General features: G+C 72.1%; 9 protein-coding genes. 5 read left to right on the forward strand and 4 right to left on the reverse strand.

Features of this window, described 5'->3' with window-relative positions; all coding sequences use genetic code 11:
- Nucleotides 1–169 precede the first annotated feature (169 nt).
- Genes G3I78_RS01035 through fxsT form a run of 3 tightly spaced genes read left to right on the forward strand, consistent with a single transcriptional unit; the run spans nucleotide 170 to nucleotide 7,282 of the window.
- Complete coding sequence (locus G3I78_RS01035; RefSeq protein WP_203614054.1) at nucleotides 170–1,654, forward strand: hypothetical protein; 1,485 nt, start codon at nucleotides 170–172, stop codon at nucleotides 1,652–1,654.
- Nucleotides 1,651–2,748, forward strand: coding sequence for an AAA family ATPase (locus G3I78_RS01040; RefSeq protein WP_164420789.1), 1,098 nt, complete (start codon nucleotides 1,651–1,653; stop codon nucleotides 2,746–2,748). Before G3I78_RS01035 ends, G3I78_RS01040 begins: the two co-directional genes overlap by 4 nt.
- Nucleotide 2,749: 1 nt before the next feature.
- Nucleotides 2,750–7,282 carry an FxSxx-COOH system tetratricopeptide repeat protein gene (fxsT, locus tag G3I78_RS01045; RefSeq protein ID WP_164420790.1) on the forward strand — a complete coding sequence of 1,511 codons (4,533 nt, stop codon included), beginning with the start codon at nucleotides 2,750–2,752 and terminating at the stop codon, nucleotides 7,280–7,282.
- A 69-nt stretch (nucleotides 7,283–7,351) separates the two neighbouring features.
- On the opposite strand, the gene G3I78_RS01050 is transcribed toward fxsT, so the two are convergent.
- Nucleotides 7,352–8,731 (reverse strand): cation:proton antiporter, encoded by a 1,380-nt coding sequence (locus tag G3I78_RS01050; protein ID WP_239157572.1) that lies wholly within the window; start codon nucleotides 8,729–8,731, stop codon nucleotides 7,352–7,354.
- Between the two features lie 704 nt (nucleotides 8,732–9,435).
- On the opposite strand from G3I78_RS01050, the gene G3I78_RS01055 reads away from it, so the two are divergent.
- Both G3I78_RS01055 and G3I78_RS01060 read left to right on the forward strand, forming a co-directional pair.
- Nucleotides 9,436–9,657, forward strand: coding sequence for a hypothetical protein (locus tag G3I78_RS01055; protein WP_164420791.1), 222 nt, complete (start codon nucleotides 9,436–9,438; stop codon nucleotides 9,655–9,657).
- A 93-nt stretch (nucleotides 9,658–9,750) separates the two neighbouring features.
- Nucleotides 9,751–11,508, forward strand: coding sequence for an HEXXH motif domain-containing protein (locus tag G3I78_RS01060; RefSeq protein WP_164420792.1), 1,758 nt, complete (start codon nucleotides 9,751–9,753; stop codon nucleotides 11,506–11,508).
- A 123-nt stretch (nucleotides 11,509–11,631) separates the two neighbouring features.
- On the opposite strand, the gene G3I78_RS01065 is transcribed toward G3I78_RS01060, so the two are convergent.
- From G3I78_RS01065 to G3I78_RS01070, 3 genes are read right to left on the reverse strand one after another with little or no spacing between them, the layout of a single operon-like run.
- On the reverse strand, nucleotides 11,632–12,525 hold the full coding sequence (locus G3I78_RS01065) for an NAD(+)/NADH kinase (RefSeq protein ID WP_164420793.1): 894 nt from the start codon (nucleotides 12,523–12,525) through the stop codon (nucleotides 11,632–11,634).
- Nucleotides 12,522–12,656, reverse strand: a complete 135-nt coding sequence (locus tag G3I78_RS52750; RefSeq protein WP_275424773.1) for a hypothetical protein — start codon at nucleotides 12,654–12,656, stop codon at nucleotides 12,522–12,524. Before G3I78_RS52750 ends, G3I78_RS01065 begins: the two co-directional genes overlap by 4 nt.
- A complete protein-coding gene (locus G3I78_RS01070) occupies nucleotides 12,653–13,690 on the reverse strand; it encodes an SPFH domain-containing protein (RefSeq protein ID WP_164420794.1) in 1,038 nt (345 codons plus the stop codon). The genes G3I78_RS52750 and G3I78_RS01070 overlap by 4 nt, the downstream gene beginning before the upstream one ends.
- Between the last annotated feature and the right edge of the window lie 10 nt (nucleotides 13,691–13,700).

Raw genomic sequence — 13,700 nt, forward strand, 5'->3', positions numbered from 1 at the left:
CGGACGACGCGCTTCCGATCCCATGAGTCCCTGGTTAACCGCTGGTTGCCGTGCTAACTTCGCTGGTCGGTCAGGCAGGTGTACCGGCTCAGGGGGAAAGTCGGTGACGACAGGCGCGGGGGTCGGTGGACCCGAGGGCGGATCCGGGCGCGCGCACGTCCCGTTACTGATGCTGGAGCTGACCAACTCCCTCAGCGCGCTCGGCTGCATGGAGGACCCCCAGAGCCGGCTCCGCTTCGGCGACATCCTCGGCGAACTGCTGGGCCGTCAGATCGACCTGCGCGGCGTGAAGTTGCGCGAGGACGTAGTCGTTCTGGTCCGTTCCGCACTGAACGTCACGGACGGGCAGCGCGTACTGGTCGAGGTGGTGCGCATCCTCGAGGGAGAGGCCGCCGGCGACCAACTGGAGCAGTTGCTGGCCCAGTACCTCGCGCCCGCCAAGTCCGTGTCCCTGAAGGGCGGCCCGCTCAGCGACGGCGACGAGAGCGGCGCCCGCGCGGTCCTCGCGATGGGCGAACTGCCCGCCCCGCAGCTGCGCGACGACCTGGTCGAGGAACTCAACGGGCTCAGCCTCCCCATCGGGCTCTCGCCGGAGCGGCTGTTCACCTACGTCCTCGACTGCGCCGTACAGGCGGACCACCTGCCGCCGGCCGTCCTCCTCCTCGACTGCGCGGCCCCGCTCGCCGCACCGGGCCACGGCACCGCCCTCGCGAACTGGGCCCAGGACTGGGCCCGGCGCAACGGCCTCGGCGAGCAGCTGGCGGCCCGCCGCACGGCGCGCGCCGAGACGCCGTACGACCCGGACGTCCCACGGTGCGTGATCATCGCGGTCGAACCGGCCCGCGACGGCACCGACGACATCGTCGTACGCCAGTGGTTCAACAGCGTGCCGGGACACTGGAGCCCGCTGCCGGGGGAGCCCGTCACCACCACCCTGGACGAACTCGGACCGGCGGTCGAGGGCGCGCTGCGCCAGAACGCCAGGCTCTGGCACGCCCCGCCCGGGCCGAACGCCTCGGGCCGTCAGCAACCGCCCCTGTACATCGAGTTCGTGCTGCCCTACGAACTGCTCAACCACGACGTGGCCGGCCTGACGTACCGGATCGGCGACGGGGAGCCGATGCCGCTCAGTCTCAAGTACGGGGTGCATCTGCGCAGTCTGGAGCGGATGCGGGCAGACGACCCGCTCTGGCGCGACCAGTGGCTCGAACGCTGGAACACCCTGCGTGCGCACGGCGTCCTGGCGCACGGCTGGCCCGATCCCGACATCGAGAGCGTCGTGATGTGGCAGCGCAGGCTCGCCGGGGAAGCCATGCATACGGCGGTCGTTCTCGACTCGCCCACGGACGCGGTCTCCCAGGCGGCGCTCAAGGCCGCCATCGCGGAAGGGATAGGACTCGCGGTCTGGGACCGGGCCGGCGTCTTCGCGGAGGCGGGCCGACAGAAGATGAGTGCCGTGTTCGCCTCCGTCCAGAAACCCGTCCAGATCCCCATGGCCGTCCACCGACTGCGCCAGAAGGCCGAGAGCCAGAACCAGGGACCGGCCGAACTCCATCTCAAGGACATCGGCTTCCTCTGGGACGATCCCACCCGCCCCGTCGACTTCCAGCCCGCCGATCCCGGCGATCTCACGAACAAGGAGGCACCTGCATGAGTGCCCAGGAGCAGACTGAGCCCAACGGCTGGCGGGTCTTCCACGGCACGGGCAACGCCCCGGACACCCCTCCCGACCTGCACGAGGCACCGCCGTGGCGCCGATTCGGCGGTGCGCCGTCGCTGCCCGTGCCCGCGGCCGACCCCGAGGCGGCCCGCCGTCGTCTCGGTCCCGGTGACGTCAGCCTGTGCCTGCGCGAGGAGGACGTCGACGTCGTCAACGCCGCGCTGCTGCTGCGCAGGCCGCTGCTGATCACCGGCCCGCCCGGCGTCGGCAAGTCCACCCTCGCCTATCTGATCTCCCGTGAACTCGGGCTGGGCCGGGTCCTGGAGTGGAACATCGTCAGCCGCACCGAACTGCGGAGCGGCCTCTACACCCACGACGCCATGGGGCGCGCCCAGGCCATCGCCGCCTGGCGGGCCGGACTGCGCAGCGCGGCGGCCCTGGAGACCGACGAGGCACCGGTCGCCGAGGCCCCCGGGGTCAACACCGCGCCTTCCTCAAATCATCGTCAACATCCCCCGGTCATAGGCGACTTCATCACCCTGGGACCGCTCGGCACCGCTCTGCTGCCCTACGATCGACCCCGGGTGCTTCTTGTCGACGAGCTCGACAAGAGCGACATCGACCTGCCGAACGACCTGCTGCACGTCCTGGAGAACGGAAGCTATGAAGTCCCGGAGCTGGTACGCGACGCCGCGGACACCGCGCGCGTGCGCACCGACGACCCGGGCTGCCACGCCGAGATCCGTGACGGACGGGTCGAGTGCCGGGAGTTCCCGGTCGTGGTGATCACCAGTAACGGGGAGCGAGAATTTCCCGCGGCCTTCAGACGGCGCTGTCTGCCCCTGGAGATGCGCACGCCCACCAGGGAGCAACTTCTGGCCATGGTCGAGGGACACCTCGGGATCCGGCCGCATGGCACGGAAGTGCTGGTGGACGAGTTCGTACAAAGGGTGCAGGCCGGTGGTACCCATTCGCTCGACCAGCTACTGAACGCTGTCCAGATGACTACGGCGGGTGGTTTCCAGGCGGAAGGTGACGGGCGTACGCTCGTGGAAATGCTCCTGCGCGACCTCGCGAAGGGCCGCTGAATTGAAGGGCACTCCCAAGGAGCACGCATCCGGGCTCGGCGACGGATTCCCCGTTTCGGGGTCGTCGCCTCCTTCGGCGTTCCCGCGGACCGCCGAAGAGCACAGCGAGCAGGGAGCGTCCGTCCAGGCTGCCCCGGAGGAGGCCGCGGCGCGCTGGCAGGAGGTCGCCGACGCGGTCTGGCTCGCCGCCCACTGGGACCGCCACGGCGGCCCGGCGGGCAGCACGCCGGCCCAGGGCACGGAACAGGACGGCTCCGGATCGTCCGCGGAGACACGGCCCGGCGCGGACCTCCGGGACCCGGCCGACGTACGACGTCCCCGTACGCCCGCTCCCACCGACACCCCGGACGCCTCCGACGCCGTACGACCGCAGGGGCCGGCCCTCGCCGAAGAGGGCGGGCTCGCCGCGCGGTCGCCCTCGCCCGCGGACCGGGCCCCGAGCCGGTCCGGCGAACCGGCACACGGGCCGCGGTTGTTACCCGATGCCCAGGGCGACATCACCCTGTACGTCGGTCAGCCGCTGCTGCCCGACGAGTCCGGACCGCGGCCCGGCCCTGGCCGCACCACCGCGCTTCTCGCGCGCGCCCTGCACGACCTTGCGCGCCGCATCCCTTCCCGCGACACCCTGGAACTGGACGAGGAGACCACCGCCGAGCAGGGAGTCGTGGACGGCATGTGGATGCCCTTTCTCCGGCCCGCCCGTACCTCCGCCTTCGACCTGGTCCTGCTCACCGACGACGCGCCCACCATGCGGATCTGGCAGGAGACCGCCGACCGGCTCGCCCGGGCCGCGGAGCACAGCGGTGCCTTCCGGGGCGTACGCACCGTCCAGGTGAACGTGCCGCGCACCGGTGACGCGACCCTGCGCCGGCCCGCGGGTCCGGCCGCCGCCGACCCCGCCGAACTGCTCGACGGCCGCGGCGGACGCGTCTTCCTGGTGGTCACCGACGGGCTCGCCCACGGCTGGGCCTCCCCGGCAGCCGACGACCTGCTCAGCCGCCTCGCGCACGCCGGACCCACCGCCGTGGTCCACCTCCTGCCACCGCACCTTCGGCACCGCTCCTCGCTCTACCCGTACCAGGCGGTCCTGGAGGCCGGCGGCTTCGGTGCCACCAACGACGCCCTCGGGCACTGGACACCGGACCCGCTGCGCCCCCTGCCGGAGGGCGGCGACGACTCCGTACCGGTGCCCGTGCTGTCCATGAAGCCCGGCTCGCTGGCCGCCTGGGCCGACCTGGTCACCGGGGAACGCGGAGTTCGCCGCACCCTGCCCGTGCTGCTGGCCGGCACCCTGACCAAGGGCGGCCCCGCGCCCGGTCTGCGGGCCCCGCGTTTTCCGCGCGCCGCCAAGGCCGCCGTGCGCCGCTTCTTCACCCTTGCCACCCCGGCCGCGCGCAGGCTCGCCACCCAACTCGCCGCGATCCCCTTCGACTTCGACCTCGTCGAGCAGCTGCGCCGCCGCACCATGCCGGAGACCGGCCCCGACCATCTCGCCGAGATCCTGATGGGCGGGCTGATCGACTGGGACGGCGGCGGCGAGGGCCGGCCCGAGTTCGCCGACGGGGTACGCGAGGAACTGCTCGCGACGACGACCCGCAGTCAACTGGCGCACACCATCAGGGTGGTGGGGGAGTTGCCCGCCGCGGGGACGCGCGGTGTCGCGCTGCGCGCCGCCCTGCGCGACCCGCTGGGTGCCCGGCTGCCCGATCCGGAGGAGCGGGGCTGGGCACGCAGTGAGCTCGCGGTGATGCACGCGCTGTCGGGCCCCTACTCCGAACGTGCGAAGCGCATAGAACCAAGTCTGGCCAGGCCCGGGATCGCTGCGGCCGAACGAGTGGGCTCCGGTTTGTCCCCAGGTACACCCACTGAGGTGAACCCTGTGGACGTCGGCGCGTCACCCGGCGACCCAGCGGCGAGTGATCCAGCGTCGAACGAACCCGACTCGTCTGGAGAACCCGTGCCGCTGCTGACCGATGCCCAACAAGATGCCCTGGAGGCTGAGCCGCTCATGCCGAGCACCACGACTGCGACGCCCGCCCTACTGGTGAACGTTCCGCTGCGGAACACCTCGTTCGTCGGCCGGCAGGCGCTGCTGAGGGCCGTGGAGGAGCAGCTGGGTGCCCAGGACACGGCAGCCGTACTGCCGCACGCGCTGCACGGACTGGGTGGTGTCGGCAAGTCCCAGCTGGCGCTGGAGTACATCTACACCCACCAGTACGACTACCGGGTGATCTGCTGGATCCCGGCCGAGCGTGAGAGCCTCATCCTGGCCGCGCTCTCCTCCCTCGCGGCCCAGCTGGGTGTGGCCCCGACCGGTGCGGACAGCCTGGGCGCGCCCGCCGCCAACACCGCCGTACCCGCCGTCATGGAGGCACTGCGCTCCGGAGCGCCGTACGACAAGTGGCTGCTCGTCTTCGACAACGCCGAAGATGTCGAGGCGGTGCGCAACTACTTCCCGACCAACGGTCCTGGCAAGGTCATCGTCACCTCCCGCAACCGGGCTTGGGAGCGGGTGGCGACCCCGCTGCCGGTGAACGTCTTCGAGCGTCAGGAATCCGTCGAGCTGCTGCAGAAGCGCTCGCCCGACCTGAGCGGGGAGGACGCCGAACGGCTCGCCGAGGCCCTGGGCGACCTGCCGCTCGCGGTCGAGCAGGCCGGTGCCTGGCGGGCCGTCACCGGCATGCTCGTCGACGAGTACCTCGACCTCCTCGACCAGCGCAGCCCCGAGATCCTCGAACTCGACCCCAACCCCGACTACCCGGTCTCCGTCGCCGCCGCCTGGGACATCTCGCTGGGGCGGATCCTGGAGAACAACCCGGGCGCCCGCCAACTGCTCGACATCTGCGCCAGCATGGCGCCCGAGCCCATCCCGCGCTCCATGCTGCGCGGCAGCCGGGGCGTCAGCATTACGCCCGAGGTCGACCCGCTGCTGCGCGAGTCGATCAAGCTGAACCGCGCGGTCCGCGACCTCAGCCAGTTCTCCCTGGTCAAGGTGGACCCCAGGTCCGACACCCTGCAGATGCACCGCCTGCTCCAGACCGTGCTTCTGGCCAAACTGAACGACGAACAACGCGAGAGCATGCGGGACGCGGCACACCAGCTGCTGTCCGCCGCCAAACCCGGCCCCGCGGGATCCCCGCTGGAGTGGCGCGCCTACCAGGCGCTGCTGCCGCACGTCATGGCCTCGCAGGCGGTCACCAGCACCGACACCTATGTGCGCGAACTGGTCTACGACACCGCGAACTTCCTCTACTTCTGGGGCGACCACGAAGGTGCCGCGTCCTTCGCCCGACAGGCGTGGAACGCCTGGCTCGCCACCTCGGGCGAGGAGAACATCCACGTCATCCGCATGGCGAAGACCTTCTCGTTCCTGCTGCGACAGATCGGCCAGATCGACGAGTCGATCCCGCTCGTGGAGAACGCGCTGGAGGTCTCCCGCCGGATCGACGTCGACCCGGAGGACCTGATCGACTCCCTGTGCGAGCTGGCCGACGGCCGTCGCTACCAGGGCCGGTTCGAAGAAGCCCGGAACCTGGGCAAGGAGGCCACTGAACTGGCCCGTTCCCTCTTCGGCGCCGACGACCCCACGACACTCCGCGGCACCCACAGCTGGGGCGTCGACCTCAGGCTCTGCGGGCAGTTCCACGAGGCACTGCCGCTGGACCAGGAGAACGCGCGGCAGCGGGAGTTGCTGTTCGGGCCGAGCAGCTTCCTCACCCTCAACTCCCTCAACGGCCTCACCATCGACATGCGGGAGAACGGCGACTACCCGGGGTCGCGCGACTCCCAGGAGGACGTCTACGTCAGGGCCCGTGCCGCGTTCGGTGAGGAACACCCCCTCACCCTGCGCATCGCGCGAAATCTGGCCGTGTGCCGGCGCCGGGACGGGGCGCTCGAAGAGGCGGCCAAGCTCGCCGAGGAGACGCTTCAGCGCTTCATCACGCGTTACGGCCCGGACCACTTCGACGCGCTGTCCACGGCCACCAACGTCTCCGTCGACCAGCGGCTGGCCGGGGACCACGAGGGCTCCCGCCGGCTCGCCGAGGCGACTCTGCGCCGATACGAGCAGCGGCTCGGCGAGAACCACGCCTACACCCTGCTGACCAAGGCCAACCTGGCCGCCACGCACCGGGCGCTCGGCGCCCCGGAGCGGGCGCGAGAGCTGGAGGACGACGCCGCCCACCGACTGATCGACGCGGTGGGACCGCTGCACATCACCACGCTGACCGTAGGGATCGGCCAGGCCAATACGGCCTACGCCCTCCTCGACTTCGAGCGGGCACACGAGATCGACGCGGCCAACCTGCCGCTTCTGACCGAGGCCGCGGGCGAGGACCACCCCCTCACCCTGTCCTGCACCGCCAACCTCGCTCTCGACCTGCGGGGCCTGGGCCGCGGGGCGGAGGCGGACGAGCTCCAGCGCAAGGCGGTGGAGGGTTTCACCCGGGTCCTCAGGTCGGACCACCCCTGGCTGCTCGCCGCCCGTCAGGGCCGCAGCCGTATCGAGTGCGACATGGCCCCGATGCCGCTGTAGGCGTCCGGACCGGAACGTGCCGCGCCCCCTGCCTGAGCGTCAGGCAGGGGGCGCGGCACGTTCCGTGGCTCAGCCCGCGTCGGCAGGGGCGCCGTCCTGGACCTGCGGTACGGCGGGACGGGCGGCGGCGGGTTCGTCCCGGACTCGCCGCTGCTCCCGCTCGGTCTGCCGCCGGACCAGGCTCAGCAGCGGCTGGGTGAACAGCGTCGTGGCCAGTGCCATGAACACCAGGACCGTGTACAGCGGCTTGCTCAACAGGCCTGCTTGGAAGCCCGCGTTGAGGGCGATCAGCTCGGTCAGGCCGCGGGTGCTCATCAGGACACCCACGGTCCGGGCGTCGTGGCGGTCCAGGCCGGTCAGCCCGGCGGCCAGCGTGCTACTGCCGATCTTGGTGACGACCGCGAGCACGGTCACCACCAGCAGGACGACCCAGCCGAGCGAGCCCATGCTGTCGAGCGCGACCGACTGCCCCGAGACCACGAAGAAGAACGGCAGCAGCAGCGAACCGACGTCGTTGAGCGGGCGCAACAGGTCCGGGTCGAGCGTGCCGCCCTTCTCGCGCGGTACCACGGCACCCGCCAGCAGCGCGCCGAAGATGACGTGCAGTCCGATGGACTGGGTGACCCATGCCGATCCTAGGGCGAAGCCGATGAGCAGCGCCATCCGCAGCGAGGGCTCCATCCGGGTGTGCCACAGCAGCCTGCGCAGCAGCGGCCGGGCCACCAGGATCATCGCCGCCACGAAGCCCACGGTGATCAGCACCCGCGCCTGCCAGCCGATGGCGTGGTCGCCGCTCCCGCTGTCGAGGAGAGCCCCGGCCAGCACGGTCCAGCCGACCACGTCGAGCAGTCCGGCGGCGGACACCGCGACGATCCCGGGCACCGTGCGGGACAGGTTGTTCTCCCGCACTATGGCCGTCAGTACGGGGACCGCGGTGATCGACAGGGCCACGCCCGCGAACACCACCATGGCGGGGGAGAGGTCCCGTGGCATGCCCAGCTGGTGCAACTGGTCCCGGAACAGCACCGCGCAGCCGCTGCCCACGGCCATCGGCACCACGAACGCGGCGAGCGCCACGGTCACCGCGGTACGCGCCCGCGCGCCCAGGATCTTCAGATCGAGTTCGTAGCCCACCGCGAACAGGAAGACGACGAGGGAGAACTGGGCGAACCCGGTCAGCGCCGGGCCGATCTCGGAGGGGAACAGCGCCCGGTACGCGTCCGGCGACACACTCCCGAGCAGCGAGGGACCGAGCGCTATGCCCGCCGTCAGCTGTCCCACGATGTACGGCTGTTTCAGCAGCCTGGCCAGCCAGCCCGCCGCGTGTGCGGCGACCAGGATCAGGGCCGAGGCGCCAACGAAGTGCATCACCATCGCGTCAGGGCTCACGGTGTCCCCCTGTGTCCAGTTGTCGAGGCCGTCGTACGGCCGAAGGGAGGGTCTTCGCATGTGTGCTCGACCCCAACCTCCTTATGGTACTGGCAACTTGACGGCGCAACGGAAGTCGTACACAAGACTTCACCCGTGTCACGGGGAGCACGGGACGGGGGTCGTCGCCGTCCGACGCCCCCCCTGACGCGCCGCCCATCCGGAGGAACTGTTTCCGGCCGTACCGGCTCGTATCGCGGCCCTCAGGGAAGCGGGACGTACTCTCCAGTATCCGTCGATACGGCTGCGCGGTCCCGAACCCGGCGCGGATCTCCCGGCCCTCGCGCCGGCGCCGCGCGGCGCCGCCGGGCCGTGTCCTGCCTGGCAGCTTCAGCGCGCGGCGGATGCCCTGCCCGTCGGCTCGCCGACGGTCGATCCCGTCGAACGGCAGTCCGTGGTGGCCGCGTCGCCCTCGCGTGCCACCGCGACACTGCCCCGTCACACCAAGGCTCGTACGGATGCCACAGGCATGGTCGCCCGGCCCGACAGATCCCGGCGGACGGTCCGGTGCGAACCGCTCGCCGTCGGAGCGGCCATGAGCGGCTGTCTTGAACCGGAGGCCGAACTCGACGTGGCTCTGCGTGATTTCACCGTCTCTGTGAGGTGTCCGGGCGATCAAAAATGATCGAGTGGCGTGATCGTACGGTTTTCGACCCGGGCAGGAATGGCCATGATGGATAGGGACGCGGGGCATCGCGTGCCACCGTGCGAGAAGGGGGAGCATCTTGGACCGGCCGCCCGCGCACCACGCCGAGGTCACCGACCGTGAGCCGGCTGCCGACATGGCCACGCACGTCTGGGAATCCGATCTGGCGGACGTCGCGGCGCTGCCCTTGGCCGCCGTGGACGGCCTGTCTCCATTGCCTCCCGCCACCCGCCTCCTCAAGGAGGTGCTGCGCGCTCGCGGTGGCATCCGAGGTGGTGGTGAGCCCGCTCGCGCCGAGTAGTGCCGCCTGACCTGCGGCGGACCTCGACGGTCGCCCCGAGCGCCGCCGGGGCCTGTCTGCATGCCCGCCCCCGTGACCGGAGGTCCCTCGCCCATGAGCAGCGAACAGCGCCACGCCCCGTTCCGCATGCCGGGTCGGCTCTTCGCGGAGGTGGCCGCGGGCGGCGGCTCCGCCGAGGCCGTGGCGTTCCTCGAACGGGCGGAACGGGCCCGGAGGCTGCTGCTCCTGCGCACCCTGTTGGACGACCTCGGCCCCCTGCCGACACCGCTGACCCCGGCGGCGGAGGCATGGAGTGTCCTCAAGGCGGCGGCCGAGGCGGCACCCGGACCGGTCGACCGACTCCTCCTCGCCCCGGCCACCGGCGGCTGGATCGCCCACATGCTGCGCCGATTGCACGGTACGGCGACGGGTCCGCCGCTGTGGGCGGACGCGGGACACCTGGGCTCCCTGGCGATCTCGGCGTCACTGCTCGCCGGTACGGCGGCCGACCTGCGCGTCCCGCTCACCGACGGTCAGGTGTGCCTGCCGGGTCTGGGCCTGGCCCGGCTGCCGGGGGGACCACCGGGGGTGACGGTGGCTCACGCCCACGTGAGCGATGGCGAGTTGACGTTGGTACCGGCAGAAGAGAGCAGTGATAGGGGAGTCGCGGAGCCGGGCAGACTCGGGAGCGGCCTGTCCGTGACGGTCCGCCCGGTCACCGCACCGCTCGGAACCGGGGGAGCGACCCCCTCTCCGGCGGACCCGCACACCCCCTGGCTCCCCCTCCGTACCCTCACCCACTCCACCTCCACCGGCCCCGTCGCCATCCCCCTCGACGACCTCGACCCTTACCGCGACCTCGACGACCCGCTCCCTCCGGCCCGTCTCGATGACGGTGAAGCGGCGGCCTGGCAGCGGGTGTTCGAGGAGGCCGTGGCGATACTCCAGGGACGGGGCGCTCGGGTCGGGCCCGGGCGGTTCGACCCCGTCGGGATTCGGGCTGTCGTGCCCTGGGGGCGTACTTCCGTGTCGCCTCCCGCGCCGCCGGCCGTCCTGGTCTCCGCCTCCAGTGGAGACGCCTTCGGGGCCATGGTCATCGCCCGCCCCTCCTCCCCGCTCGCACTCGCCGAGACGCTCGTCCACGAGTTCCAGCACAGCAAACTGGCCGCGCTCCTGCACCTGTTCCCGCTGCTCGACGACGACCGGGCGGAGCGCTACTACGCCCCCTGGCGGGCCGACCCGAGGCATCTCACCGGGCTGCTGCACGGCGCGTACGCCTTCACCGGTGTCGCGGGATTCTGGCGGGACCGGCTGGCCGACGCCCAGGACGGGCCGGCCGTCGAGGAGGCGGGGTACCACTTCGCGCTACGACGCCTGCAGAGCCGTCTCGTCGTCCGCACCCTGCTCACCAGTGGACGGCTCACCGCGCAGGGCCACGCCCTGGTGACCGGGCTCGCCGGCACCCTCGACGGCTGGCTGCGTGAAGCCGTCCCTCCGGCCGCGCTCGAACGGGCCCGTACCGCCGCCGCGTTGCACCGCACGGAGTGGCGGCTGCGCAACGTCGTCCCGGTGGCCGCTCCCGTGCCCCGCGCCGACACACCGAGCCTGCGTCCCGACCGAGTCGCCTGGCCGGACGTCCGCACCCACGCCTTCGCCGCCCGTCCCACCGCTCCGCGCACCGCCGACGAACACCTCGCCGCCGGTGACCCGGCCGCCGCGCTGCCCCGCTACGCCGACGCCCTGATCGCCGACCCGGCCGAACCCCACACCCTCGCCGGCTGGATCGTCGCCCAGGCCGTCCTCAACCCGGGTCGCGCGTCCCGCCGGATGCTGGCTCGGCCGGAGCTTCTTCAGCTGTCGCGGAGTGGGTGACGGGTGACGGGTGGCGGGTGACGCGTGATGGGTGACCGAGGGTGCCGGAGGCGGCCGGAGCGCCGGTTCGGTGGTCTCGAACCTCACCCCACCGACCGCAACCTCACCCCACCGACCGCAACCTCACCCCACCAACCGCAACCGCTCCCCACAGACCCCCACCACCACCCGCTGCCCCCACGTCAACTCCACCGCGTCCCCCTCCATCCCGTCCCCGAAGGCGATCAACCGCTCGCACTCCACGGTGAGTCGGAGGCGCGCGGTGGCGGGCAGCTCGCCGGAGACCAGGGACGTGCCGGTGGCCGGGGACGGCCAGGCCTCGCGGACGAACCAGAGGAGGCGGGTCTCCGTCGGCGCCGGCAACCGTAGGCCGCCGCCCCGTTCCTGCCACACCGAGCGGAGCCAGCCCGTGGCTCCGGTCCCCGTGCCCACCAGTACCCCGGACGAAGCCTGGGCCTCGACGACACCCCCGTCGTCCTCCAGGCCCAGGCGGTATCGGGCCGTCTGGTGTCCGGCGGCGCCCAGGTAGATCTCGTTGAGTGCGACGAGTCGCTGGGTGTCGTCGGCGACGGCTTCGACCATGGTGAGTTCGTCGGCCCGGCCGGTGAGGGCCGAGGGGAGCAGGGCGGCGGCGTCCCGGGAGCGGTGGCGAACCAGGACACCCGGGTTGCGGTCGGGGTCGGCGTCGATGCCCAACACCGGCTGGCCGGACAGGTACTTGGCGACGTTCGCCACCAGACCGTCCTGGCCGACGACGACCACCACGTCCTCGGGGGCGAACAGGAAACGGTCCAAGTCGGCCCGCTCCACCCGCGCCTGACGCCAGGTCAGCGGAATCGCGGCCGCCACCTCGGCCAGTGCCTGCCGGGCCCGGTGATGGCGTTCGGCGACCTCCTCGATGGCCCGGCCGCGCGAGGAGAGGAAGAAGGCGGCCTGACCGTGGGTGCCGTGGTGGGCCACCAACTCCTCGTACTCCGTAGTGCGATGGACCAGGACGACCCGGGGCGCGAGGCTCATGCGGCGCGCTCCGGCGAGTGCGGTGGGACGGCGACCGCACCGAGCGCGCGGCCGATCACCGCCGACTCCCGCAGACCTTCACCGGCCCCCGCGGCCCCCCGCTCGTCCACGCCCCTCACGTCCCCCGTCACCCCTGCTCCCGCCCACCCAGCCGCGCCAGCAATCCCGTCAGCACGTCCGGCGAGATCGTCACGCTGTCGATGTGCGGCAGGTTCTCCGCGAGGCGGGTGCCGGTGAGGGCGTTCAGTGTCGGCACCTCCACGTCCGCGTGGGCCCGGAGCCACTCGGTCTGGGCCTGGGCCCGCGCCGCGCCGACCTCGCGTACACCCTCGGCCTCGGCGCGGGCCAGCCGTACGGAACGCGCCGCCTCCGCCTCGGCGAGCTTCACCGTGCGCGCGGCTTCCGCCTCCGCCCGTACCCCGTCCGCCGCCGCGTGCTCCTCCGCCTCGCGTCTGGCGTTCGTACCCCGCTGCTCGACCAACTGCTCCTCGCGGCGGGCGAGTTCGATCTGGCTGGCGAGTTCGTTCTCGGCGATCGTGCGCTCGCGTTCGACGGCGACGGCACGGCGCTCGTAGGTGGCCCGGTCCGCCTCCTGCTGGATCTGCTCACGGGCCGGTGTGCGCAGCGCCCGCTCCACCTCGGGTTCGGGCCGCAGGGCCACCACGCGTACGGCGACCACCTCGATGCCGGTCGCCGGGAGCCGCGGCTCCGCGCCCAGGCCCGCCGCGACCCGCTCCCGTACCGCCGCCACGCCGTCCACCAGGGCCGACGACAACGACGTACGGGCGAGGACGTCCAGCGCGTGCTGCTGGGCCGTCTCCGTCAGCAGGGTGCCGAGCTGTTCCAGCGGGGCGCCGCGCCACACCCCGGTGTCGGGGTCGATGGAGAAGTCCAGCCGGGCGGCGGCGAGCGCCGGGTCGCTGATCCGGTAGGTGACCGTCGCCTGTACGGCCACGTCCTGGAAGTCGGACGTACGGGCATGGAAGGTCATGGCCAACTCGCGGTCGTCGACCGGCACTTCGGAGAGCGCGGCGGTCAGGGCGCGGAACCAGAAGCTGAGCCCGGGTCCGTCGTGCAGCAGGCTGCCGCCGCGGTGGTGGCGGATGTGCGCTGTGGGCGCCCCGCGCAGGTGGCGCCAGCCGAGGCGCCGGGTGATGTCGGCCATCGAGTCCCCT

Origin of the sequence: Streptomyces sp. SID13726 (assembly GCF_010548375.1) — a bacterium.
Taxonomy (GTDB): domain Bacteria; phylum Actinomycetota; class Actinomycetes; order Streptomycetales; family Streptomycetaceae; genus Streptomyces.